Source organism: Streptomyces sp. NPDC014734, from assembly GCF_043083325.1.
Lineage (GTDB): Bacteria > Actinomycetota > Actinomycetes > Streptomycetales > Streptomycetaceae > Streptomyces.
Window position 1 is genome coordinate 57,263 of record NZ_JBIBYN010000028.1, and the last position, 22,746, is coordinate 80,008.

Genomic DNA, 22,746 nt, shown 5'->3' on the forward strand with positions numbered 1-22,746 from the left:
TGGTCCGGGGCCGTTCCGTGGTCGGGGAGCGGGTTCACCGCGCCCTCGCCGCCTCGACGTCCCGCGTTCCGACCAGGACCTCGTCGAGCCCCCCGTCGGCGCGCCAGCGCCGGAGCAACTTGTGGAAGGCGACCGGGCCGTCGCCGTAGGACTGGCTGCGCTCCCTGGGACTGCCCTCGTTGTTGTAGTAGCCGGGGGTGCATTCGGCGTGGAAGGCGTACAGGTCGGCGGCCTTGCGCCGGATCGTGGCGACCCAGGCGTCCTGCGCCTCGGCGGTCGGCTCGACGTACCGCGCCCGGCGCTCGCGGGCCTGTGCGACGACCTCGGCGATGTGGGTGGCCTGCTCGTCGAGCACGTGGACGTAGTTGACGGCGGCGGCGTTCTGCAGCGAGCCCATGTGGAACAGGTTCGGGAAGCCGTGGCTGCAGAAGCCGTGCAGGGTCCCGGGGCCGTCCTTCCAGGCGTCCAGCAGGCTCGTGCCGCCGCGCCCGAACACGGGGAGTTTCCCGGAGAGCACGCCCGAGACGCCGGTCTCGAAGCCGGTGGCGAAGATGACGCAGTCGACCTCGTAGGCACGGTCGCCGACCACGACGGCCCGGTCCGTGACGCGTTCGACGCCGTGGGTGTCGGCGGTGTCGACGAGGGTGACGTCGGGGCGGTTGAACGCCTGGAGGTAGCTGTCGCTGAATGTGGGGCGCTTGCACATGTAGCGGTACCAGGGCTTGAGCTTCCGCGCGGTCTCCGGGTCGGCGACGATGTCGTCGACCCGGTCGCGCAGCTCGTTCATCTTCAGGAAGTCGGCGAGTTCGTAGGCCCGTTCGCGTTCCTCGGCGGGTACGTGCGCGTAGCTTTCGGTGGGGATCATCTTCTCCTGGAGCCGGGCGCTGCCGGTCCAGGCGTCGTTCACGAGGTCCTCGTCCACGTGCATGCCGGTGACGGCCCTGAGGAAGTTCTCCCTGCGCCGCCGCTGCCAGCCGGGTTCCAGGGACGCGGCCCACGCGGGGTCGGTGGGCCGGTTGCCGCGCACGTCGACGGTGGACGGGGTGCGCTGGAACACGTACAGGTGACGGGCGTCGGCGGCGAGGTGCGGGACGACCTGGACGGCGGTGGCTCCGGTCCCGATGAGGGCGACGCGTTTGTCGGCGAGCCCCCGCAGTCCGCCGTCGGCGTTGCCGCCGGTGTACGTGTAGTCCCAGCGACTGGTGTGGAAGGTGTGGCCGCGGAAGGTCTCGATGCCCGGGATGCCGGGGAGTTTGGACTGGCTGAGGGTACCGGTGGCGACGACGACGTGTCCGGCCCGGATGCGGTCGCCGCGGTCGGTGGTGACGAGCCAGTGCGCCGCGTCCTCGTCCCAGCGCAGTTCGGTGGCCTGCGTGCCGAAGCAGGCGTTGTCGTAGAGGCCGAAACGGCGGCCGATCGCGCGTGCGTGCTGCCGTATCTCCTCGCCCGGGGAGTATTTCCACGCCGGGACGTGGCCGACCTCTTCGAGCAGGGGCAGGTAGACGTACGACTCGATGTCGCAGTGGATGCCGGGGTAACGGTTCCAGTACCAGGTGCCGCCGAAGTCGGCGCCCTTCTCGATCACCCGGATCGAGCCGACACCCGCCTGACGCAGCCGTGCCCCGGCGAGCAGCCCGCCGAAGCCGCCACCGATGATCAGGGCGTCCACCCGGTCGTCGAACGGCTCCCGTGTGTCCTCGCCCGTGGCGTGGGGGTCCTCGTCGAAGGTGCCGAACTCGCCTTCGGTGCGCCGGTACTGTCCGCTGCCATCGGGGCGTATGCGCCGGTCGCGTTCGGCGCGGTAGCGGGCGCGCAACTCGGCGGGGTCGAAGCCGAGTTCCTGCGGGTCGTGGGGGATGGGCATGGGTCTCCTGCGGGTGCGGGGCGGGCGGCGGACGGCGTTACGGGCGGGTGGTGACGGGTGCGAGGAAGAGGCCGACGACGGCGTCGGTGAGGGTGTCGGCCGTGCGGGTCCAGGAGGCGTGGCGGGCGCCGATGCCGTCGGCGAGCGCGCGTTCGCGCTCGGCGCAGGTCTGGAGGATGAGGTGGCGGGCCATGTCGGCGCGTTCGGCGCGGACGGTCAGCGGGACGGCGGTGAGGTGGGCTGCGAGCCCTTCCAACGTCCGGCGCAGCGGCGGGCGTTCGAGTGCCTCGTCGATGGCGGTCGCGCGCAGCACCGGGTCGGCCATGGCCTGGACGGCGAAGCGGCCGTGCCACGACGGGACACCGAGATCGGCCAGGTGTTCGCAGGACGGGCGGACGAGGCAGCCGACCCAGTCGCGGATGTCCGCGCTGTCGGCGCACCGTGCCAGGTGGTGCTCGCGGATGTGCTCGGTGGCGTCGGCGTGGTCGCGCATGATGGCCCGGACGAGTCCGGACTTGCTGCCGAAGTGGTAGCTGACGGCGGTGTTGTTGCCGAGCCCGGCCGCCTCGCTGATCTGCCGGTTCGACACGGCGACAAGGCCCTGTTCGGCGAAGAGCCGTTCGGCCGCCGTCATGATCGCCCGACGGGTCCGCGCCGTCTGGGTCGCGTGCGGGACGGGGTTCGTCCGCGCTGTCCGCTTCGTGTGCGGGAGGGAGGTCTCCCGCGCCGTCCTCGTGGTCGGATTCGGGGCGTCGGTCACCGCGGGCGGCCTCCTTGATCCTGATCGGGGATGTGGGCTCAGTGAATACACGCCCTCATTCTTGAGTCAATTGACTGACTTACGTTTTCGGCCAGCGCGGGACCTGCCGCAACGGACGCATTCCGGACGCCGTACGGGGTGAGAAGCCCACCGTTCCGGGGAGCTGGGAGGGGCGGGGCCGACCGCGGGCATGGCCTGTTTCGGAAGCGACCTCGGGCCGGCGGTGTCACGCCGTGCGGGGGCGGCCGGAGGGCGGCCTTCCGACCGGTCCCTCCCGTGGGAGACGTGCTGCGCGCGTGCTGCGCGTCGGGGTGTGACCGAACGCGCGGGCGCACACCGTTCGTTGCTCCACTCCCCGTCGTGGACGAGGTCGTACCTCGAAAGGGTTGTCGTGGGCCGTTCGCCCTGTGGGCCGGGCCACGATCGGGAGATCTTGTCCATGTGGCCGGTGTGCCCGGTCCCGTCGCCGGACCGGTCCGTCGTGGAACGGCACATCGCGCGGTGCCGCCGCGACGGGCCGGCCGGTCCTCATGGACCGGCGGCCTGTGGCGGGACGTACCGAGTGTGTGTTCCGGCGCCCGGCAGGGGCACACCGTCCCTTCCCCGATCACCGAGAAACGGAGTCCCGCTGTGGCATTGACGGCCGAGTCCTTCGCGTCCGAGCTCGAAACGGCGAACCAGGCGGGTGACCCGGCGGCGGACGCCCTGGTGTCGGATCTGATCGACAACCGGGAGGTGTCCGGGGTCAACGAGTTGTTCCGTACGATCGGAACGCTGAAGCCGCACCAGGACCTGTCCCACCTGCCGGAGCGGCTGCGCGCGTTCCTTGACGAGGCGTCCGCCCCGCCGCCGGACTGGAGCGAGGCGGACGTGAGGGCCGCGGAGGGCTTCTTCGCGCACCACCACGGGGAGGCGTCCATGCTTCAGGGCACCGTCGGGCTGATCGGCACCTATCTCTCTCCGACCGGTGCGTTCACCCTTCGTTCCACGGGACGCCTGGGCGGCGTGGAGGGGCCGGGCCGTCGGCTGTCGCAGTCCTCGCGGCTGTTCATCGACATGGGCGACGAGGACGCCATGCGGAACGGGACGCTCGCCGCGAACGTCACCAAGGTGCGTCTGGTGCACGCCTCCGTGCGGCAGCTCCACAAGAAGAGCGGGGCGTGGGACTACGTCACGTGGGGCGAGCCGGTCTCCCAGAAGTACGTCACGGGTGCCGCCTGCGTCTTCAGCACCCAGATCCTGCAGGCGATGGCGCGTCTCGGTCTCGACGTCTCCCGTGAGGACGCGCACGGCTTCGTGTGTGCCTGGCACTACGTCAATCACTACCTCGGCACGCCGGAGAAGTGGCTGCTGCCCAAGGACGCGGACGAGGTCGAACGGATGTGGAACGCGGAACGGGACAAGGAGTGGAGCAAGTCCGACGACGGCCTGTTCATGACGGAACAGGCCGTCGCGTTCTACAAGGACTTCCTGAAGCCCGGATTCAGCGACGCGTTCCTCGCCATGGTCCGCGTGGCCCTGACCGACAAGTACGCCGACATGGCCGGTCTTCCCGGAGGTGTCCTCGCGGAGGCCGGCAAGCCTCTCGCCGCCGCCCACGGCGTCGCCTCCGGGCTGGGCGGTGGCCTGCTCGGCGGCGGCGTCGAGCAGGCCGTGGGCGTCAACCCCTACAAGGAGGTCCTCGGCGTCGCGTCGAAGGCGTTCAGCGAAGTCCAGCGGTACGCCGTCACGCACGATCAGGACGACCAGCCGCAGATGCACCAGGAACTCCACGACAACCGCTGATCACCGCACCGCGGCGGCGGAACGGCCGACCGATCGGTGACGGGAGGGATCAGCCATCGCGCTCCGACCGCCGGAACCACTCCCCGGCCCCGGCGGTCGGTCCTCCCACGTCACGCACCGGATCGACTCCGGGTCCCGCGTGCGCGGCACCCCGCGAGGGGTGCGTCATCGCGCGTCGCGTATTCCGAGAACGTATGCCGCGGTGAGCGCGACGGCTCGGTCCTCGTCCCGGGACAGATCCTTGAGGGCACGTGACGCCGTGACTCCGGGGACATCCGCGAGCGCCTGTGCCAGCCGTCGGCGTGCCGACGGTTCGACGGCGCCGTGGGAGAGGCGCTCGACGAGCCCGGTGGCGATCCGTTCCGCCGACGCGGGACAACTCGCCAGCGCGCTCAGCACATCGGCCGCATCGACGTCGTTCGTCCCCTCGACGACCATGTCGATGAGCGTCGGGACCGCGTCGGCCGCCCCGCGTGCCCCGAGTTCCACGGCCGCGCACCTGCGGACCACGGTGTCGGGGTTGGTGAGCGCGTCGTGCAGCAGTGCGGTCGCCGCGCCGCTCGGATTCTCGGCGATGGCCCGGACGGCGCGCGCTCGCACCTCGGCCACCGGTGAGCCGAGGCCCTCCGCCAGCAGCGGCAGTCCTCCGTCGTCGGACTGTGCAAGAGCCCAGCGAAGGGCCCCGGCGACGTTCGGGTCCGCCTCGCCGAGGACTGCCTCGACCAGTGTTTCCACCGGCACCGGAATCTCACCGGCCGAGGACAGGGCCGCACGCTGGCGCGTCCCGGCGTTCTTCGACCCCAACGCCTGGAGAAGCGCGACGGTCTGGAGGACGTCCGCCCAGTCGGCGGGTTCCGCGGCACCGATCCGGCGGAGTCGCGTGAGCAGCGCCGTCTCCGCCGCGATGCGCTCTCGCGTCCGGTGGATGAGGTCGTCGACGAGCTCCGGGGGTTTGAAGCCGGGATCGTCCAGCGCGCACCCGACCTCACGCAGCGACAGCCCCAACGACCGCAGGCTCTCGATGTGGAGGATCCGCCGGATGTCCTCGCCGGAGTACTCCCGGTAGCCGGCCCCGGTACGGCCCGTCGGCCGCACCAGGCCGAGCGACTCGTAATGTCTGAGCATGCGGGCGCTGACCCCGGACCGCCGAGCCACATCACCGATCAGCACTGCCCCTCACCCTTCCCGGCCCGCCCCTTCGAGCGCCACGACGCGCTTCGCCTCCTCTACGGCCCACTCGAACCCGGCGTCCGGGTCGCGCAGCAGCCGTTCCGTGGCGATCGCGTGCTGCCGCACGTGAGGTCGCGGATGTGTCATCGCGGCGCGCAGAGTCGGCAGAATCACCTCACCGAGTGCGATCAGTGCCCGGCTCAGACTGAGCTGCGTCTCACGTTCGCCACGCCCGAGCTGTGTCGTCAGCGCCCCGGCCAACGCGTGCTCCTCGCCTTCTGGCACGAGCGCGACCGCCGCCCGCCAGGCGCTCCGCGCCACCTCGTCGTCGGCATCGGTCAGAAGCGACCGGGTGATCGCCGGCCACGCCCGCCGGTCCCCGATCTTGGACAGCGTGTGCAACGCCTGGCTTCGTGCCTGCGCACGCTCCGAACGGATTTCGTGGAGAAGCTCCGGGACCGTCATCGACGGCGGGTGACGGGTGAGTGCCCACGTGAGCATTTCGCGCACATGGAATTCCGGCTCGATCGCGCATCGTTCGACGAGCGTGTCGATGAACCGCGGGTCGGGGGTCGTGCCGACCGCCAGTGCAGTCCGCAGCCGTACCGACGCACTGCTGTTCTCCAGCCCCTGGAGAACTCGAATCGTGTCCGTGTCCTGTTCCGACATGGTCATGGGGGACCACCTCCTCGGCCGCAGTGAAGGGCTTGTCACCGTGTCAAGGTCAAGTCCGGGAGGGCGCCGGTGTCGCGGCGCTGGCGCCGTCGGGGCCGCCACCGCCTCATGTCCCCTGCAGGCGGGCGCGCAGGGTGGCGGCGAAGTCCTCCGCGCGGGCGAGCTGGACACGTAGCTTCTCGACCTGCTCGGCGGCGGCCCTCTCGTACGCGCGAACGCGTTCCAGGAGGGCATCGCGCCGGTCGGCGTCGAGCCTGTCGGCGGCGTCGGCCGTGTCGTCCGCGTCCAGGCGGTCCGTCGCGTCCAGCAGGTCGCGCATCTGGTCCAGGGTGAAGCCGAGCGGTTTCATGCGGCGGATGACCATGAGGCGGGCGACATCGTTCTCGGTATAGAGGCGGAAGCCGCCCCGGGAGCGGGCGGAAGGGACGACCAGGCCGGTCTCCTCGTAGTGCCGGATGGTGCGCAGGGACAGTTCGGTCCGTGCGGCGACCTCGCCGATCTGGATGTGCTTGCCGTCCACGCCCGTCTCCTGTGCCCCGTCTCGTCGCCCATGGTCCCGGTCCGGGCGGGCGTCGCCGATCTCTACCCTAACGTTAGGGTAGAGTTGCTGGTCGGGCGGGCGCGGCCGACCGCTGTCCCACCCGTGTCGCGCCGGGCCGGTGTCGCCCCGGCGACGTTCCGATTCCTGACGTTCCGATTCTTGCAGGGGAGAAGCGTGCGCGAGCCCATGACTCCCGCCGCCGTCTGCCCGCCGTGACGCACCGGGACCGTCGCGTCGCCCCGGCGCCGCGGCCCGGCCGGAAGTCCGGCGAAGCAGTGGCCGTCGGACGCCCGCGGGGCATCACGGCACGTCGGACACCCGCGGGGCATGCACGGGACATCGACCGCCCGGGGTCGCACATGTCCGGCCGCACCACGAGGCGTCCCGTCCTTCGTACCTCCTCGTGGGGTCGTCGGCGGGGTGCCGCCGCCCTCCACGCCTTCCCGCACGCCCCGGCCCGCTGCCCGGGGTGCGCCCGAGCACGACAGGTTCCTTCGCCCTTGTCCTCCACTCCGTCCTCCGCTCCGTCCTCCTCCGCGTCTCCGTCCGCCTCCACCGCCGCCCCGTTCCCGGCCGCACGCCCGCGCGGCCCGAGACCCGACTGGCTCACCGACCCGAAGGTCTGGCGCACCGAGGTCCTCGCCGGTCTGGTCGTCGCACTCGCGCTGATCCCCGAGGCGATCTCCTTCTCGATCATCGCCGGTGTCGATCCCGCGATCGGTCTGTTCGCCTCGTTCACCATGGCCGTCACCATCTCCGTCGTCGGGGGTCGCCGCGCGATGATCTCCGCCGCCACCGGCGCCGTCGCCCTCGTGATCGCACCGCTCAACCGCGAGCACGGCCTCGGCCACCTGGTCGCCGCGGTCATGCTCGCCGGTGTCTTCCAGGTGCTGCTCGGTGCGCTCGGCGTGGCGAGGCTGATGCGGTTCGTCCCGCGCTCGGTGATGGTCGGCTTCGTCAACTCCCTCGCCGTTCTCATCTTCCTGGCCCAGGTCCCCGAGATGCACGACGTCCCCTGGGCCGTGTACCCGCTGATCGCGGCCGGGCTCGCGCTGATGGTGTTCTTCCCGAAGGTCACCGGGGTGATCCCGGCGCCGCTCGTGTCGATCGTCGTCCTCACCGTCGTCACGGTCGCCGCCGGCATCGCGGTCCCGACCGTCGGCGACAGGGGCGCCCTGCCCTCCTCGCTCCCCGTGCCCGGCCTGCCGGATGTGCCGTTCACCCTCGACACCCTGAGGACGATCGCCCCGTACGCGCTCGCGATGGCCCTGGTGGGCCTGATGGAGTCGCTGATGACCGCGAAGCTGGTGGACGACATCACCGACACCCACTCCTCCAAGACCCGCGAGTCCATCGGCCAGGGCATCGCCAACATCGTCACCGGTTTCTTCGGCGGCATGGGCGGCTGCGCCATGATCGGCCAGACGATGATCAATGTGAAGGTCTCCGGCGCCCGGACCCGGCTGTCGACCTTCCTGGCCGGCGCGTTCCTGATGGTCCTGTGCATCGTCTTCGGCCCGCTCGTCTCCGGCATCCCCATGGCCGCCCTGGTCGCCGTCATGGTCATGGTGTCGTTCGCGACCTTCGACTGGCACTCCGTCGCCCCCGGGACCCTGAAGCGGATGCCGGCCGGGGAGATCGCCGTCATGGTGATCACGGTCGGCTGCGTGGTGGCCACCCACAACCTCGCCATCGGCGTCGTCGTCGGCTCCGTCACCGCCATGGCCGTCTTCGCCAGGCGCGTCGCCGATGTCGTGGACGTCACCGCCGTCACCGCCCCCGACGACAGCACGGTCGTCTACCGGATCGACGGCGCGTTGTTCTTCGCCTCGTCCAACGACCTCGTCGGCCGGTTCCGTTACGCCACCGACCCGGACAGAGTCGTCATCGACCTGAGTGCGGCGCACATCTGGGACGCCTCCTCCGTCGCCGCGCTCGACACCGTCGAGGCCAAGTACGCGCAACGCGGCAAGACCGTCGAGATCACCGGACTGAACGACCCCAGCGCCCTGCTCCACGGCAGGCTGAGCGGCGAACTCACCGCCGGTCACTGACCGGTCGGCGCACGAGCGGCCCGACCGCCCCGCGGATCCCGACGCCGCCCCGCGAACCCCCGACGCCGCCCGCCGAACAACCGCGCCGGAGGGGGTCCGCTCCCGAAACCCCTCCCCGACGCCGCCGACCGCTGTCAGACTTGGAGTCAGCCCCGCCGCGCCCCCGTCGGCGGGGTTACTCCCGGAGGTCACCTATGACGTGCGGAAACTGCGGCGCTGCGGCCGCTCAGGGGCCCGACGGGTCGTGGACCTGCTCCAACCAGTGCGGCTGGTCCTCGACCGTCCCGGCCACTGCGATAACCCCCGAGATCACCACCAGCCGTTGTCGCGGCTGCGACGCCCAGGTCTACGGACTCGACGGGCGGTACGCGTGCGGCCTGTGTTCCTGGTCCAATCACTGGGACGAGGGACACCGCCCGCTCCCCACCGCCGACAGCACCCTCGCGAACAGGGACGTCAACGTCCTGGACTGAGCGCCCGGAACGCGCCCGGCCGTCGCCCGCCGTCGCGCCCCGTTCCCGTCGCCCCCGGTGACGGCACGGGGCGCGACGGCGGACGACGGTCCACGGGTCAGACGGCCGGCAGACAGGTCGTCTTCTTCCCGTGCAGGGCCGCCAGCCGCTTGCCCCGGGCCGCCAGGTACCACTTCTGGATGTTGCCGCTGCCGTCGTTGTACGTCCAGCGCAGTTTCCCGCTGCCGGCGTCGAAGGCGTGGATGCCGCCCTTCTCGTCGAACTCCGTCGCCCCGTAGAGAGTGTCGCCGACCTTGGCGAACTGCCAGGGAAAGGCGACGTCCAGAAGGTCGTCGTTGCGCCAGGCCTTCCTGCCGGTGGCGGGGTCGACCGCCCACAGACCGTGGGCGGTGTCGGAGGCGTAGAGAACACCGTCCAGGACCGCCGGATCGTTGAACCGGCTGAACTCCCCGGAGGCAAGCGACCAGCGCTCCTTGCCGTCGGCCAGCGCGAAGGCGCGCAACCGGGGCCCGTCGGCGAGGACGACCAGGTCCTCGTGGACGGCGAACGCGCGGCTGTTGGACCGGCCGATCTTCTTCGTCCAGACCTGTCGCCCGGTCGCGGTGTCACGGACGGTGAGGTTCTCCCGAAAGTCGGTGTAGACGAGGTGTCCGCCGATGGCCTCCGCGGTGATCCCGGTCTCCTCCGTGCCGTGGTCGCGCTGTTCGCGCCAGACGACCTCGCCGGACGTGGTGTCGATCGCGGCGACCACGTTGTCCGGTGTCCTGAAGTCCTTGTCCAGGATGCCCCCGGTGACGTAGACGTGGCGGTCGTCGGCGGCGATCGGACGGGGCTGCGAGTACCGCGTGCCCAGACGGCTCCGCCAGGTCTCCCCACCGGTGCCGGGATCCAGACCGACGACGTTCCCGTCGTACTCGGCACTGGCGAGGTAGAGGGTTCCGGAACCGAGGAGCAGGTTGGCCCCGGGGGTGGTGACGCCCTTGCGGGACCACACCTCCCGGCCGGAGGCGATGTCCCGCCCCACCAGCGGGTCGCCGGACACGATCACCACGTCGCCGACCACGGCGAGCGCCTCGTTTCCGGCCAGGCCGTCGTTGGACGCGGGGGTCTGCCACAGGGCCCGGGGGGCGGTGCCCGGCGGCGGGGTGACGAACGGGTTCCCGCTCCCGCCGCCTCCGCCCGGTCTCCGCGTGGCACCACCGGCGGCGGGGCCGTCCTCCGGCGCGCACCCCCACACGCCGGCCCCGAGCAACGCCAGCCCCAGACCCTTTCCGGCCAGTCCCATCGCCCGGCGCCGTGACACGTCGTCTCTGTCCATGGCCTTCTCCCCCGTCTTCGTGCGATACCCGTGCGCGATGTTGCCGGATCCCCCGGTCCACCGGTCCCCCGAATGCGGAAACCGGACGCGCCGGGCATGGGCGCCCGGAGCCGGATCAGAGTAACCAGCGAATTTCGGCCAATTGAGGAGTGGGACGCGACCGGGACACCCCTGTGACCGGTTCGGCACGGCGCATGACCGGTTCGGCACGGCGAAGCGAGCGGGGCGACGACCGCACGACGCGAACAACACGACGCCGACGGCACGCCGACAGCCCGGCCGGGGCTCCCTCCCGGGCTGTCGGCGCCACGTAGGCGATGTGTCGGTGACCGTGGGAATGCTGGGCGACGGGCCGCTTCGAGGGAGCGGTCCGTCCTCCGGCCCCGTCCCACGACCCCTGCGAGGGAGCACGTCCCATGTCGCCCATCCATCCCGCCCCGCTCCGAAACGTTCACCGGCTCCCGCGTGCGGACGGCCGCGTCTTCCTGGTCACGGGAGGCAACGCGGGCATCGGGTACTTCGTCGCGGAGCAGTTGTCCACCACGGGTGCCACGGTCGTGCTCGGCAGTCGGAGCCCCGGCAAGGCCGAGGACGCCATGGCCGCGATACGCGCACGCGTCCCCGACGCACGGGTGCGCTCGGTGCGGCTGGACCTTGCCGATCTGTCCTCGATCCGGGCCTCGGTGGACGCGCTGGAGGTGTCGCGTCTGGACGCGGTGGTCCACAACGCCGGGGTCGCACTCGACCACCCGCCTCGCCGGGAGACGGCGGACGGTCACGAGCTCATGTTCGGCACGAACCATCTCGGGCACTACGTCCTGACCCACTGGCTGATGCCGCTGCTGTCGGCCGCGCCGAGCGCGCGCGTCGTGACCATGGGCAGTTTCGCGGCGAAGTCCGAACGGTTGGACCCGGACGACCTCCAGTCCCGGCAGGACTACCGGCCCAAGCGCGCCTACGGCAGGTCCAAACTGGCGCAGATGTACTTCGGGTTCGAACTCGACCGTCGGCTGCGGGCCGCCGACAGCACGGTGGCGAGCGTGGTGGTCCACCCCGGCGGAGCCCTGGACGCGCTCACCCCCTCACGCCCGCCGGCGATCCCCGCGCGGCCCCTGCACACCCGGCTGCCCGGGTTGCCCGCCGCCGTCCTCCTCCAGGGGAAGCACTCCGGGGCGTGGCCCGCGGTGCGAGCGGTACTCGACCCGGCCGTGCTCGGCGGGCAGCTGTGGACACCACGGGTCCTCGGCCTGCGCGGCAGGCCCCGGCTGGAAACGGTGTGGCAACACCTCACCGACGTTTCCGTGGCCGCACGGCTGTGGGATGCCTCCCGTGACCTGACCGGCGTCGACGCGAGCGGTTCGCGCGATGCCCCGCCGGGCCGAACCGCCGCATGACGGCAACTCCCCATGAACTCCGACGTGTTGCCGTACCGGTCTTCCTGTCCTACCGGTCTTCCCGTCCTACCGGTTTCGCCGTCGTACCGGTGCGCCGTCCGGGTGCCGGATCACCGTCCCCGATCGTGTCGCCGGGCACCCACGCGGTTCCCCACGTTCCCGGCCTCGCCCGCACAGGGGAGGCCCCATGCGCCCTCATTCCCTCCTCCGCCCCGGACTCGAAGCCGCAGGACGCCGCTCGCTGCTCCGCCTTCTCCCGCTCCCCAGCTCATAACAGCCTGCCAGTGCGTGGAATGCCTGTTTGGGCTCCCAGTGCCAGTCGGACCGGGGATCGTCGAACCGGTCCTTGACGGGTTTGACGATCGCGTAACTCGCCATGTCCAGGTCGTAGCGCGGTTCGGCGGAGTGCGGGGCGTCGGCGGTGACGAACTCGAAGGCCATCGCCGCGTACAGCCCCAACGACTCGAAGACTCCGAGGAGTTCGGTGAGATAGGCGGCCTGGGTGCGCTCGCTCCGTACCAGGTCGCCCTTGATCTGCGGCGGTCGCACGGTGTAGTCGACGGTGTCCCATCCCATTCCGCCCCGTTCCGGCGCTCCCACATACGCACAGGTGCCGAACTCCGTGATGGCCAGCGGCTTTCCCCAACGGAGATACGTACGCAGTTCGCGCAGATAGTCCGCGCGGTTCGGAAAGTACGAGTAGTAGTCGATGCCCACGATGTCGAACAGGTTCCAGTCGACCTCGTCGTCCTGCGCCGCCGCGTACGACAGGTTGCCGCCGAAGACCGAACGCCCGACCGCCGCCGCCCGCTCGGTGAAGGCGTGCAGGCGGCGCGTCATCCGCTCGGGGTCGTAGTTGCCGGTCATGAGGTTGTGGATGCGTTCCTGCGCGTTGTCGCCGGGGACGATGCCCGGAACGAACAGCCAGAACTCGCAGCCCACGCTCAGGTCCGCCCGTGCGCCCTGGCGGCGCAGCCGCTCCAGGTGCCGGCCGGTCCCGGCGAGGTGGTCGAGGATCTCGTGGGCGGGGCGGTCGCCCAATGTCGGCTGGAGCCAGACGTGCAGGCCCTGCTCGGCCGCCTCGGTCGCGGTGGCGTTGAGCCGTTCCACACCGTCGCCGGTCACCTCGACGGAAGTGGCGTGCAGGTCCCGGGCGATGGCGCGGATGTCCGCGCGCATGCGGGGGACGCTCCACGCGGTGGCCGGGTTCTCGCCCTCGCCGACCGTGTAACACACCCCTCGGTACTTCAGCCCGGTGCCTCGGACGGCGCCGTCGGCGGTTCCCCTGTCGTCGCCATTTGCCTCCCCTCCCTGTTCCCGGGCTCGGCCCCCCTGCGTCACCGCCGATGCGGAGGTTCCGGCCAGGAGGGATCCGGCCGCCGCGGCCCCGACCGCCCCTGCCCCGGCCAGGAACCGACTCCGGCTGATCCCTCGGCTGCGTTCACTGCGCTGCACTGCGACTCCCTGCGGTGGGTGTTTCCCGTGTGGCCTCAGCCTGCCGGGGAGAACCGGCTGCCCGGAATCGGCCGAAGGTCTGCGAACCACCGGCGAAAGGATGAACGAAGCTCCATCGAAAGCTACTTGGGTTCCTTCCTTCGTCGGCCGCCTCGGACTCGGCGGCAACCGAGTGATCGTCCCGAGCCTCCGCGGTCACGGCACGACGCGCTTCCTCTCCCGGGCCGTCGTCGAGGCGGACCGCTTCCGACGGCACCCCGCGAGCCGGCCCACCGCACGGACCCTCTCCGTCACCGGTTTGACAGGTGACGGAGAGGGTAGGACCCCCGTAGCACCCATCGGTATGGCGCGATCCCGCCACCGATCGAGCGGAGGTTGGCCGTGACCACCGACATCGTGAACACCACCGACATCGTGAACACCAAGGACGTCGTGAACACCGGAAACGTCCCGCACATCGAGTACGCCGTACACGGCACCCCGCACTCCGAGAGCACCGTTCACCCCGCGAGCACCATGCGCACCGCGAGCACCGTGCGCATCGAGAACACCGGCCACACCGCGGGTACCGGGAGCGACGCGCCGACGAAAGACACCGTGACCGGCACTGTGGACGACGCCGCGGTGGTCCGGCACGAGCGGTTCGGCAAGCTGCCCGACCGCGTCCCCTACGAGGACATGGTCCAGCTGAAGCCGGTATCGCCCACGGCGCCGGCACGGGACGCGTACGACCCGGAGGGCTCGTGGACGTCCTTCTCCTGTCTGGCCGCGGATCTCGGGCTGTAGGCGCCCCGGAGGCGCTCGCTGGGCCCCGGGGCCTTGGGGAACGAATCCCGGGCCCGCAGCCCCGGTCGTCGCGGCGGGCCGAAATTACCAGGACCTCACCGGGCCGCTGCGTTAGAATCGCCGCGACATCGACCGCATAGCGAGGAGACCGGACATGGCAGGGGACGACGACATCTCGGGGTGAGATCCCGCCCCGACAGGCCACCGGCCGGTGCCCAGAGGCATCGCACAGCCGCCGTGGCTCGTCTTGTCGTTCCCATTTCCCGTGTCCCGGGCACCAGTCTCTGCCTGCCCGTATCTCCTTTGAGGTCTTCCCATGTCAGACGCCTCCGTCATCTGCTCGAACCTGTCCTTCGCCTGGCCCGACGACACCCCGGTGTTCCAGGACCTGTCCTTCGCCCTGGGCGGCGGCCGGACGGGTCTCGTCGCACCCAACGGCTCCGGCAAGAGCACTCTGCTCAGGCTGATCGCCGGTGAGCTGCGCCCCCACACCGGATCGATCTCCGTGGCGGGCTCGCTCGGTTACCTCCCGCAGACCCTGCCCCTGACCGGTGGCCTCACGGTGGCCGAGGTCCTGGGAGTCGCCGAGGTGATCCGGGCCCTGGACGCCGTGGAGTCCGGTGATGTGGACGGGGAGCACTTCACGACCATCGGCGACGACTGGGACATCGAGGAACGCACCCGGGCCCAACTGGACCGGCTCGGCCTCGCCGACCTCACCCTCGACCGGAGCCTGAGCACGCTCAGCGGCGGCCAGATCGTCTCGCTCGGGCTGGCTGCCCAGTTGCTGAGGCGTCCCGACGTGCTGCTGCTCGACGAACCGACCAACAACCTCGATCTCGACGCCCGGCACAAGCTCTACGACGCGCTGGAGGACTTCGGCGGCTGCCTCCTGCTGGTCAGCCACGACCGGGCACTGCTCGACCGCATGGAGCGCATCGCCGAGCTCGAAAGCGACCAACTGCGTTTCCACGGAGGGAACTTCACCGAGTACGAAGCCGCCGTGCAGGCCGAGCAGGAGGTCGCCGAGAAGAACGTCCGCAACGCCGAACAGGAGCTGAAGCGGGAGAAGCGGGAAATGCAGCAGGCCCGCGAACGCGCGGAACGCCGGGCGAGCAACGCCGCCCGCAACCTCAAGAGCGCCGGTCTGCCGCGCATCTTCGCCGGGAACATGAAGCGGGGCGCCCAGGAGTCCGCGGGCCGGTCGGGCCAGATGCACGCCTCCCGGGTCGGCGAGGCAAAGGCCCGGCTGGACGAGGCGGGCCGCGCCCTGCGCGACGAGCAGCGCCTCACCCTGGACCTGCCGGACACCGACGTGCCCGCCGGACGCACTCTCTTCCTCGGCGAGGGGCTGCGGGCCCGTCGCGGGCAACGCGACCTGTTCGGCGCGGAGGGCGTCGCTCTGACGATCCGGGGGCCCGAGCGCATCGCACTGACCGGTCCCAACGGCGGCGGCAAGACCACCCTGATGCGGCTGGTCAACGGGGATCTGGAGCCGGACGACGGGCAGGTCAAGCGGGCCGACGGCCGGATCGCGTACCTCTCGCAGCGGCTGGACCTGCTGGACCCCGACCGCAGCGTCGCCGAGAACTTCACCGCGTTCGCCCCGCGGCGGCCGGAGGCGGAGCGGATGAACCTGCTCGCCCGCTTCCTCTTCCGGGGGGCGCGGGCCCACCTCCCCGTGGGTGTGCTGTCCGGCGGTGAGCTGCTGCGCGCCACCCTCGCCTGTGTGCTGTGCGCCGAACCGGCCCCGCAGCTGCTGCTCCTGGACGAGCCGACGAACAACCTGGACCTGGTCGGCACCGGCCAGTTGGAGAGCGCGCTCGGTTCCTACAAGGGGGCGTTCATGGTGGTCAGCCACGACGAGCGGTTTCTCGCCCGGATCGGCGTGAACCGGTGGCTGCGGCTGTCCGGCGGTGAGCTGCGGGAGACGGCGGCGCCCGAGGTGTGAGCCGTCGGCGTGCCGACCGGGCCCGCGTCCGAGGTGTACACCCGGCGGGCCGCACACCAACCACGTCAGGTGGATCGCCCATGTCCCGTCCCGCCCTGCTCGCCCACGACCTCATCCGCACCCTCGGCACCCGGCGGGTGCTGGACGGGGTGTCACTCACCGCGTCCCCCGGCCGCCGCATCGGGCTGATCGGGGAGAACGGCGCCGGCAAGTCGACGTTGCTGCGTCTGCTCGCCGGGGTCGACGAACCCGACGCCGGAAGCGTCACGCGCCCGTCCGACCTGGGCTTTCTGCATCAGGAGATGCCGTTCGACGCCTCGTCGACGGTCGCCGACGTGTTGGACGACGCCCTGCGCGAGGCCCGCGCCGACCTTGCCGAGCTGGAACGCCTCACCGGGCGGCTCGCCCGCGACCCGCAGGACTGCCCCGCATACGGCGAACTGCTCGACGCGTACGGCCGACGGCTCGAAGAGGCTCAGCGGAGGGAGTCCTGGGACGCCGACCGGCGGGCCGCGATCACGCTCGACGGGCTCGGCCTCGCCGCACTCGGGCACGACCGGGCCCTCGGCTCCCTCTCGGGCGGGCAGCGCAGCCGCCTGGCACTGGCCGCCCTGCTGGTGCGCCGCCCCTGCGCACTGCTGCTGGACGAGCCGACCAACCACCTCGACGACGACGCCGCCGCGTTCCTGGAGGGGCAGGTGCGCGGCCTGTCCGGGGTCGTCGTGGTGGCCAGTCACGACCGGGCCTTCCTCGACGCCGTCTGCACGGACCTCGTCGATCTCGATCCGGCCGTGGACGGTCCCGTGCGGTACGGCGGCGACTACAGCGCCTACCAGGTCGAGAAGCGGGTCGAGCGGGAGCGCTGGGAACGGCGGTACGCCGAGGAGCAGGAGGAGGTGGAGGCGCTTCGCCGGTCGGCGGAGGTGACCGCGCACCGGGTCGCCCCGAACCGCGAGCGCCGGGACAACGAGAAGATGGGCTACGGCCATCGGGGCGGCCGGGTGCAGGGCCAGATCTCGCGACGCGTGCGCAACGCCGCGCGCAGGCTGGACGAGTTGGAGCGCGGCCGGGTCGGTGAGCCGCCGCAGCCGCTGCGGTTCCGCGTCGCCGCGCTCGCCGGAGGCGCGGCCGACGGCACCCTCGTCTCCCTGCGCGACGTCTGCCTGCCGGGCCGGCTGGATGTGGCGCGGCTGGACGTGTCGGCGACCGAGCGTCTGCTCGTCACCGGAGGCAACGGCGCGGGGAAGTCGACACTGCTGTCGGTGCTCGCAGGGCGTCTCGTGGCCGGGGGCGACGTACGACGGCGGCACGGGTTGACCGTGGGGCTGCTGGCCCAGGACACCGTGTTCGAACGGCCGGACCGTACCGTGCGGGACACCTACGCGCTCTCGCTCGGCGCCGAACGGGCGGAGGCGGTACCGCTGGCCTCGCTGGGGCTGCTGCGCGAAACGGATCTGGACGGGCCGGTCGGGCAGCTTTCGGTCGGACAGCGGCGTCGGCTCGCGCTGGCGCTCCTGGTGGCACGTCCGCCGGAACTGCTGCTGCTCGACGAACCCACCAACCATCTGTCGCCGCGCCTCTGCGACGAACTGGAGGACGCCCTGGGCACCGGGCCCGGCGCGATCGTGCTGGCCAGCCACGACCGCTGGCTGCGCAGACGTTGGCGGGGAAGCGAACTCCGGCTCGGCTCCGGCCGGAGCACCGGTTGAACGAACCACTGCTCCGGTTGAACGACAACCACTGCTCCGGTCGAGCGGCAGCAAATGCTCCGGTCGAGTCACGGCCGGGGCTCCGGTCGAGTCACGGCCGGGGCTCCGGTCGAGTCACGGCCGGGGCTCCGGTCGAGTCACGGCCGGGGCTCCGGTCGAGCCGGTCCGAAGCTCCGGTCGAGCTTCGGACCGGCGGATCGGCCACGGGATCGGCAGACTCTGCGGGCGCGCCGGGCTCGGCGGGTCCGGCGGGTGGCGCGTCTTGCCGCGGCATGAGTCACCCGTCAAGATGGTGACGTGGACCTGAATCACGTCTTCCTGTGCGGGAATCCGGCTCTGGACTTCGCGGCGACGCTCCGGGCCCGGCGCACCGTGCGGTTCGAGATGTTCGCGTCACCGGACCGGCTGGACGCCTGGTACGTGGAGTCCGGGATCGTCGACGCGGTCTCCCCCGCCCGCCGGGCGGACGTCGACCGCGCGACGACCGTGCGGGAAGCCGTCTACCGGCTGGTGACGGACCGTCGCCTCGGCGAGAATTTCGACGCCGGGGCGCTGGAGGTCCTGAACGGCGCGGCACGCAGGCCGTCCGCGGCCCCGCAGCTCACCCTGTCGGGGCGCTGGACCGAGGCGACGCAGGACGAGGCCCTGTCGGCCGTGGCACGGCAGGCGGTCGAACTCCTGAGCGGACCTGACGTGCCGCTGCTCAAGGAGTGCGGCAATCCCGAGTGCACCCGCGTCTACATCGACCGTTCACGGGGTACGCGGCGGCAGTGGTGCGGCATGGAGTCGTGCGGGAACCGGATCAAGGCGGCCGCCTATCGGGCGCGCAAGAAGAACGCGCAGGTCGCCGCCGCCACGGCCTGACGGCCTCGCCCCCCACTCCGGCGAGGGGCCCGTGCCGGAGCCCCGGGCGGGCCGGGGCGCCCCGGCGGCGGCGGCGGTTCCCAAGGGCTCGGGACGTGCCGGCCCGGCCGTTCGGCTCGGGGGTGGATCAGCAGGCCGTCTCGCGGGCGAGGTCGAGTTCCACGCCCGGCCTGCTGCGGGTCGGGGGTTTGACGCTGCGGTCGGAAACTGGGGCGCCGATTGCTGTGGCGGCCTCCGGGAGGCCGTCAAGCCGCAGTGCATCGGGGCCGCCGTATGCGTTGAGGGTGGTCGCTTTCACGTAGTGATCGCTGCCGGTGCCCGCGCGGTTTCGACGGTGCGCACCAGGGCTTCCAGCCGAGGGTCCTCGGCGGCTTCCCGCAGTGCCGCGCGCAGGGCCGCCTCATTCGTCGGACGGGCTTCGCGCAGCAGCTTGAGGCCGGCCTCGGTGACGTTGGTGTAGATGCCGCGCCGGTCGGTGGGGCACAGATAGCGCTCCAGGAGTCCGCGGTCCTCAAGGCGGGTGACCAGGCGGGTCGTCGCGCTCTGGCTGAGTACGACGGAGTCGGCGACCTGTTTCATCTGCAGGTGTCCGCCCTCCCCGTCGTGCTGGCGGCTGAGGACGTCGAGGAGCGAGTACTCGCGCACGCTCAGGTCATGACCGGCCTGCAGGGCGCGTTCGAGGCGGGACTCGATTCTTCCGTGCAGCAGAGACAGTGCGCACCAGCCCTGAGCCAGTGCGGTGAGCGCGGGGGCTGTAGCAGTCAACGGGGGCCTCCTTCTTCGGGCCGTACACCTCAATTATTGCACACGCCGATACATGCACACCACTTCATTGCGCGTTTGCCTTATCCAGCGTGTGCAATTATTGTCGTGTGCCGTAAGCACTCATTGCAAGCACTTGGAAGGTAGCTCCCCATGCCTCTCGCGCTCCTGGCTCTCGCCATCGGGGCCTTCGGGATCGGCACCACCGAATTCGTGATCATGGGCGTGCTGCCCCAGGTCGCAGGCGACTTCGGTGTGACCATCCCGGCCGCCGGCTGGCTGGTCTCCGGCTACGCCCTGGGCGTCGTGTTCGGCGCGCCGCTCCTGACCGTCCTCGGCACCAAGGTGTCCCGCAAGAAGATGCTGATGTTCCTGATGGCGCTGTTCGTCATCGGCAACGCACTGTCCGCCTTCGCACCGAGCTTCGGCGTCATGCTCATCGGCCGGATCGTGGCCTCCCTGGCACACGGCGCGTTCTTCGGGATCGGTTCCGTGGTCGCAGCCGGCCTTGTCGCTCCGGAGAAGAAGGCCTCGGCCATCTCCCTGATGTTCATGGGCCTGACCGTGGCCAACGTCGTCGGTGTCCCCGCCGGTACGTACATCGGCCAGGCCGCCGGCTGGCGCGTCACCTTCGTCATCGTCGCCGCGCTCGGCGTCATCGGCTTCCTCGGCGTCGCCAGGCTGGTCCCCGAGACGGGCCGACCCGAATCGGTGACCGTACGCACCGAGTTCGCCGCATTCCGCAACGTGCAGGTGTGGCTGGCCATGGCCATGACCGTCCTCGGCTACGGCGGTGTCTTCGCCGCGATCACCTACATCACCCCGATGATGACCGAAGTGGCCGGCTACACCGAGGGCGCGGTGACCTGGCTGCTCGTCCTCTTCGGTCTCGGCATGTTCCTGGGCAACCTCCTCGGCGGCAAGTTCGCCGACCGCAGGCTGATGCCGATGCTCCTCACCACCCTCGCGGCCCTCACCGTCGCACTGCTGCTGTTCACCGCAACCGCCCACAACAAGGTGCTGGCCGCGATCACCCTCTCCCTGATCGGCGCCCTCGGCTTCGCGACCGTCCCGCCACTGCAGAAGTGGGTGCTCGACCAGGCCTCGGCCGCTCCGACCCTGGCCTCCGCCGCCAACATCGGCGCCTTCAACCTCGGCAACGCCCTCGCGGCCTGGCTCGGCGGTGTCGTGATCGCCGCGGGCCTCGGCTACACCTCCCCCAACTGGATCGGCGCCATCCTCTCCGGCACGGCCCTGCTGCTCGCCCTGCTCGCCGCCCGCCTCCACCGCCGCACCCGCACCACCGAGCACGTCGTCGCAGGACCCGTCGGGCACCGGAGCACGCCGGAAACCGTCCTGCACTGACCCGCACGCGCCACCGCGGCCCGAGCGTTCCCGCCCCCACCCGATCCCCCACCCCCGAAGGAATCCATCATGAGCACCACCGTCCCCGTCGCCCCACTGACCACGCAGGACGCAGAGGTCCTCGTCACCGCCGCGCGCCGCGCCGCCGACTCCGCGGGAGTCACCGTGAGCGTCACCGTCCTGGACGCGGGCGGGCACCTGCTGGCCTTCCGCCGGGACGACCGGGCGGTGCTGATCTCCGGCGAGACCAGCACCCGCAAGGCCTACACCGCCCTGCAGCTCGACACGCCGACCGCCGACCTCGTCGACCTCGTCAAGCCCGGGGGACCGTTCCACACCCTGCCCACCGCGCTCGACAAGCCGCTGCTGTTCATCGCCGGCGGTGTCCCCGTCCACCGCGACGGCCGCCTCATCGGCGCCATCGGCGTCGGCGGCGGCACCCCCGGACAGGACCACTCCTTCGCCACCGCGGCCGTCCAGGAGCTGTCCTGATGGCCCGCACCCCGCAGGAAGTATTCGCCGACCACGGGAAGCAGCTCGGCACCGGGGACCTCGGCCTGATCACCGCGAACTACACCGAGGACGCCGTCCTCGTCACCCCCGGGGGAACGCTGACCGGTCATCAGGGCATACGGGAGGGAATCGGCCGTCTCCTGGCCGATCTTCCCGACGCCGACTGGCAGTTGACTCCACAGTTCGCCGGAAACGTGCTGTTCCTGCAGTGGACCGCCGCCACCACCACCCACGAGGTCACCGACGGCGTCGACACGTTCGTCTTCCGTGACGGTCTCATCAGCGCCCAGACCGTCCGCTACACCCTCTCCACCCGTACAACCCGTACCGTCTGAAAGGCCACACATCATGGCACCGTCCGTCATCCCCACCGTCACCCTCGACAACGGCGTCGAGATCCCTCAGCTCGGCTTCGGCGTCTTCCAGGTCCCCGACGACCGGACCACCGCCGCGGTGAGCTCCGCCCTGGAGGCCGGTTACCGCAGCATCGACACCGCCGCGATCTACGGCAACGAGACCGGCGTCGGCCGCGCCCTCGCCTCTTCCGGGATCGCCCGCGAGGAACTGTTCGTCACCACCAAGCTGTGGAACGCCGACCAGGGCTACGACGCCACCCTGCGCGCCTTCGACGCCAGCCTCGACAAGCTGGGCCTGGACCACCTCGACCTCTACCTGATCCACTGGCCGACCCCGGCCCGCGACCTGTACCGCGAGTCCTGGAAGGCCATCGAGAAGCTCGTCGCCGAGGGACGGGTCCGCGCCGCCGGCGTGTCCAACTTCCAGCCCGCGCACCTCGACCGACTCATCGCCGGCTCCGATCTGGTCCCGGTCGTCAACCAGATCGAACTGCACCCCGGTCTCCAGCAGAGCGAGCTGCGCGCCGCCCACGCCCGGCACGGCATCGCCACCGAGGCCTGGAGCCCGCTCGCCCAGGGCGCCGTCCTGAACGACCCCGCCATCACCGCCATCGCCGACCGCACCGGCAAGTCCCCCGCCCAGGTGGTGCTGCGCTGGCACCTCCAGCTCGGCAACGTCGTCATCCCCAAGTCGGTCACCCCGGCCCGCATCCGCCAGAACCTCGACGTGTTCGACTTCCAGCTCACCGACGACGACATGGCCGCGATCGCCGCCACCGACCGTGGTCTGCGCACCGGCCCCCACCCGGACGAGCTCAACTGACCCTTCCGACCGGCCCGGACGGGGCGGCGTTCCACGCCGTCCCGTCGGGTTGCCCCGGCTCGCGCGGGCGTGGATGGCAGGTCCCGCCCGCGCGAGCCCGTACTCGAACTCCGTAATTCCGCGTCACC

21 protein-coding genes are annotated in these 22,746 nt (G+C 71.2%); 12 read left to right on the forward strand and 9 right to left on the reverse strand.

The window, feature by feature from the left end; all coding sequences use genetic code 11:
• Nucleotides 1–34: 34 nt before the first annotated feature.
• Nucleotides 35–1,864: a flavin-containing monooxygenase gene (locus ACF1CT_RS32370; RefSeq protein ID WP_391787567.1), complete on the reverse strand. Its 1,830-nt coding sequence runs from the start codon at nucleotides 1,862–1,864 to the stop codon at nucleotides 35–37.
• A gap of 37 nt (nucleotides 1,865–1,901) precedes the next feature.
• Complete coding sequence (locus ACF1CT_RS32375; protein WP_391787606.1) at nucleotides 1,902–2,498, reverse strand: TetR/AcrR family transcriptional regulator; 597 nt, start codon at nucleotides 2,496–2,498, stop codon at nucleotides 1,902–1,904.
• A 756-nt stretch (nucleotides 2,499–3,254) separates the two neighbouring features.
• Between ACF1CT_RS32375 and ACF1CT_RS32380 the strand changes: the two genes are divergently transcribed.
• The gene (locus ACF1CT_RS32380) at nucleotides 3,255–4,409 is read left to right on the forward strand and encodes an oxygenase MpaB family protein (protein WP_391787568.1); all 1,155 of its coding nucleotides are present in this window, start codon (nucleotides 3,255–3,257) and stop codon (nucleotides 4,407–4,409) included.
• 165 nt (nucleotides 4,410–4,574) lie between these two features.
• Here the strand turns inward: ACF1CT_RS32380 and ACF1CT_RS32385 are convergent, their stop codons facing one another.
• The 3 genes from ACF1CT_RS32385 to ACF1CT_RS32395 form a co-directional block, all read right to left on the reverse strand.
• Nucleotides 4,575–5,579: a HEAT repeat domain-containing protein gene (locus ACF1CT_RS32385; RefSeq protein ID WP_391787569.1), complete on the reverse strand. Its 1,005-nt coding sequence runs from the start codon at nucleotides 5,577–5,579 to the stop codon at nucleotides 4,575–4,577.
• Between the two features lie 6 nt (nucleotides 5,580–5,585).
• Complete coding sequence (locus ACF1CT_RS32390; RefSeq protein ID WP_391787570.1) at nucleotides 5,586–6,254, reverse strand: HEAT repeat domain-containing protein; 669 nt, start codon at nucleotides 6,252–6,254, stop codon at nucleotides 5,586–5,588.
• Between the two features lie 106 nt (nucleotides 6,255–6,360).
• Nucleotides 6,361–6,774, reverse strand: coding sequence for a MerR family transcriptional regulator (locus tag ACF1CT_RS32395; RefSeq protein WP_391787571.1), 414 nt, complete (start codon nucleotides 6,772–6,774; stop codon nucleotides 6,361–6,363).
• Nucleotides 6,775–7,295: 521 nt separating this feature from the next.
• On the opposite strand from ACF1CT_RS32395, the gene ACF1CT_RS32400 reads away from it, so the two are divergent.
• Together ACF1CT_RS32400 and ACF1CT_RS32405 are read left to right on the forward strand one after the other, a co-directional pair.
• Nucleotides 7,296–8,849, forward strand: a complete 1,554-nt coding sequence (locus tag ACF1CT_RS32400) for a SulP family inorganic anion transporter (RefSeq protein WP_391787572.1) — start codon at nucleotides 7,296–7,298, stop codon at nucleotides 8,847–8,849.
• A 194-nt stretch (nucleotides 8,850–9,043) separates the two neighbouring features.
• Complete coding sequence (locus ACF1CT_RS32405; RefSeq protein ID WP_391787573.1) at nucleotides 9,044–9,322, forward strand: hypothetical protein; 279 nt, start codon at nucleotides 9,044–9,046, stop codon at nucleotides 9,320–9,322.
• Between the two features lie 97 nt (nucleotides 9,323–9,419).
• On the opposite strand, the gene ACF1CT_RS32410 is transcribed toward ACF1CT_RS32405, so the two are convergent.
• On the reverse strand, nucleotides 9,420–10,640 hold the full coding sequence (locus ACF1CT_RS32410) for a PQQ-binding-like beta-propeller repeat protein (RefSeq protein WP_391787574.1): 1,221 nt from the start codon (nucleotides 10,638–10,640) through the stop codon (nucleotides 9,420–9,422).
• 416 nt (nucleotides 10,641–11,056) lie between these two features.
• Between ACF1CT_RS32410 and ACF1CT_RS32415 the strand changes: the two genes are divergently transcribed.
• On the forward strand, nucleotides 11,057–12,034 hold the full coding sequence (locus ACF1CT_RS32415) for an SDR family NAD(P)-dependent oxidoreductase (protein ID WP_391787575.1): 978 nt from the start codon (nucleotides 11,057–11,059) through the stop codon (nucleotides 12,032–12,034).
• 195 nt (nucleotides 12,035–12,229) lie between these two features.
• On the opposite strand, the gene ACF1CT_RS32420 is transcribed toward ACF1CT_RS32415, so the two are convergent.
• The gene (locus tag ACF1CT_RS32420; RefSeq protein WP_391787607.1) at nucleotides 12,230–13,462 is read right to left on the reverse strand and encodes an abortive phage infection protein; all 1,233 of its coding nucleotides are present in this window, start codon (nucleotides 13,460–13,462) and stop codon (nucleotides 12,230–12,232) included.
• Nucleotides 13,463–13,870: 408 nt separating this feature from the next.
• Between ACF1CT_RS32420 and ACF1CT_RS32425 the strand changes: the two genes are divergently transcribed.
• The 4 genes from ACF1CT_RS32425 (at nucleotide 13,871) to ACF1CT_RS32440 (ending at nucleotide 18,799) form a co-directional block, all read left to right on the forward strand.
• Nucleotides 13,871–14,275: a hypothetical protein gene (locus tag ACF1CT_RS32425; protein ID WP_391787576.1), complete on the forward strand. Its 405-nt coding sequence runs from the start codon at nucleotides 13,871–13,873 to the stop codon at nucleotides 14,273–14,275.
• 316 nt (nucleotides 14,276–14,591) lie between these two features.
• Nucleotides 14,592–16,226, forward strand: coding sequence for an ABC-F family ATP-binding cassette domain-containing protein (locus ACF1CT_RS32430; RefSeq protein ID WP_391787577.1), 1,635 nt, complete (start codon nucleotides 14,592–14,594; stop codon nucleotides 16,224–16,226).
• A gap of 80 nt (nucleotides 16,227–16,306) precedes the next feature.
• Complete coding sequence (locus ACF1CT_RS32435; protein ID WP_391787578.1) at nucleotides 16,307–17,935, forward strand: ABC-F family ATP-binding cassette domain-containing protein; 1,629 nt, start codon at nucleotides 16,307–16,309, stop codon at nucleotides 17,933–17,935.
• Between the two features lie 297 nt (nucleotides 17,936–18,232).
• The gene (locus ACF1CT_RS32440; RefSeq protein WP_391787579.1) at nucleotides 18,233–18,799 is read left to right on the forward strand and encodes a CGNR zinc finger domain-containing protein; all 567 of its coding nucleotides are present in this window, start codon (nucleotides 18,233–18,235) and stop codon (nucleotides 18,797–18,799) included.
• A gap of 127 nt (nucleotides 18,800–18,926) precedes the next feature.
• Here ACF1CT_RS32440 and ACF1CT_RS32445 read toward each other — a convergent pair whose 3' ends face one another.
• The gene (locus ACF1CT_RS32445) at nucleotides 18,927–19,097 is read right to left on the reverse strand and encodes a hypothetical protein (RefSeq protein WP_391787580.1); all 171 of its coding nucleotides are present in this window, start codon (nucleotides 19,095–19,097) and stop codon (nucleotides 18,927–18,929) included.
• Nucleotides 19,094–19,564, reverse strand: coding sequence for a MarR family winged helix-turn-helix transcriptional regulator (locus ACF1CT_RS32450; protein WP_391787581.1), 471 nt, complete (start codon nucleotides 19,562–19,564; stop codon nucleotides 19,094–19,096). The genes ACF1CT_RS32445 and ACF1CT_RS32450 overlap by 4 nt, the downstream gene beginning before the upstream one ends.
• Before the next feature lie 150 nt (nucleotides 19,565–19,714).
• On the opposite strand from ACF1CT_RS32450, the gene ACF1CT_RS32455 reads away from it, so the two are divergent.
• From ACF1CT_RS32455 to ACF1CT_RS32470, 4 genes are all read left to right on the forward strand, one after another.
• A complete protein-coding gene (locus tag ACF1CT_RS32455; RefSeq protein WP_391787582.1) occupies nucleotides 19,715–20,926 on the forward strand; it encodes an MFS transporter in 1,212 nt (403 codons plus the stop codon).
• Nucleotides 20,927–20,995: 69 nt separating this feature from the next.
• A complete protein-coding gene (locus ACF1CT_RS32460; protein WP_391787583.1) occupies nucleotides 20,996–21,418 on the forward strand; it encodes a heme-binding protein in 423 nt (140 codons plus the stop codon).
• The gene (locus ACF1CT_RS32465) at nucleotides 21,418–21,774 is read left to right on the forward strand and encodes a nuclear transport factor 2 family protein (RefSeq protein ID WP_391787584.1); all 357 of its coding nucleotides are present in this window, start codon (nucleotides 21,418–21,420) and stop codon (nucleotides 21,772–21,774) included. Before ACF1CT_RS32460 ends, ACF1CT_RS32465 begins: the two co-directional genes overlap by 1 nt.
• A 13-nt stretch (nucleotides 21,775–21,787) precedes the next feature.
• Complete coding sequence (locus ACF1CT_RS32470; RefSeq protein WP_391787585.1) at nucleotides 21,788–22,618, forward strand: aldo/keto reductase; 831 nt, start codon at nucleotides 21,788–21,790, stop codon at nucleotides 22,616–22,618.
• The last annotated feature ends 128 nt before the right edge of the window (nucleotides 22,619–22,746 follow it).

Bases quoted from the DNA above. Each gene is read 5' to 3' on its own strand.
- ACF1CT_RS32370 (WP_391787567.1), bottom strand. From the start codon at position 1,864: ATGCCCATCCCCCACGACCCGCAGGAACTCGGCTTCGACCCCGCCGAG.
- ACF1CT_RS32375 (WP_391787606.1), bottom strand. From the start codon at position 2,498: ATGACGGCGGCCGAACGGCTCTTCGCCGAACAGGGCCTTGTCGCCGTG.
- ACF1CT_RS32390 (WP_391787570.1), bottom strand. From the start codon at position 6,254: ATGACCATGTCGGAACAGGACACGGACACGATTCGAGTTCTCCAGGGG.
- ACF1CT_RS32405 (WP_391787573.1), top strand. From the start codon at position 9,044: ATGACGTGCGGAAACTGCGGCGCTGCGGCCGCTCAGGGGCCCGACGGG.
- ACF1CT_RS32410 (WP_391787574.1), bottom strand. From the start codon at position 10,640: ATGGACAGAGACGACGTGTCACGGCGCCGGGCGATGGGACTGGCCGGA.
- ACF1CT_RS32415 (WP_391787575.1), top strand. From the start codon at position 11,057: ATGTCGCCCATCCATCCCGCCCCGCTCCGAAACGTTCACCGGCTCCCG.
- ACF1CT_RS32430 (WP_391787577.1), top strand. From the start codon at position 14,592: ATGTCAGACGCCTCCGTCATCTGCTCGAACCTGTCCTTCGCCTGGCCC.
- ACF1CT_RS32435 (WP_391787578.1), top strand. From the start codon at position 16,307: ATGTCCCGTCCCGCCCTGCTCGCCCACGACCTCATCCGCACCCTCGGC.
- ACF1CT_RS32455 (WP_391787582.1), top strand. From the start codon at position 19,715: ATGCCTCTCGCGCTCCTGGCTCTCGCCATCGGGGCCTTCGGGATCGGC.
- ACF1CT_RS32460 (WP_391787583.1), top strand. From the start codon at position 20,996: ATGAGCACCACCGTCCCCGTCGCCCCACTGACCACGCAGGACGCAGAG.
- ACF1CT_RS32465 (WP_391787584.1), top strand. From the start codon at position 21,418: ATGGCCCGCACCCCGCAGGAAGTATTCGCCGACCACGGGAAGCAGCTC.
- ACF1CT_RS32470 (WP_391787585.1), top strand. From the start codon at position 21,788: ATGGCACCGTCCGTCATCCCCACCGTCACCCTCGACAACGGCGTCGAG.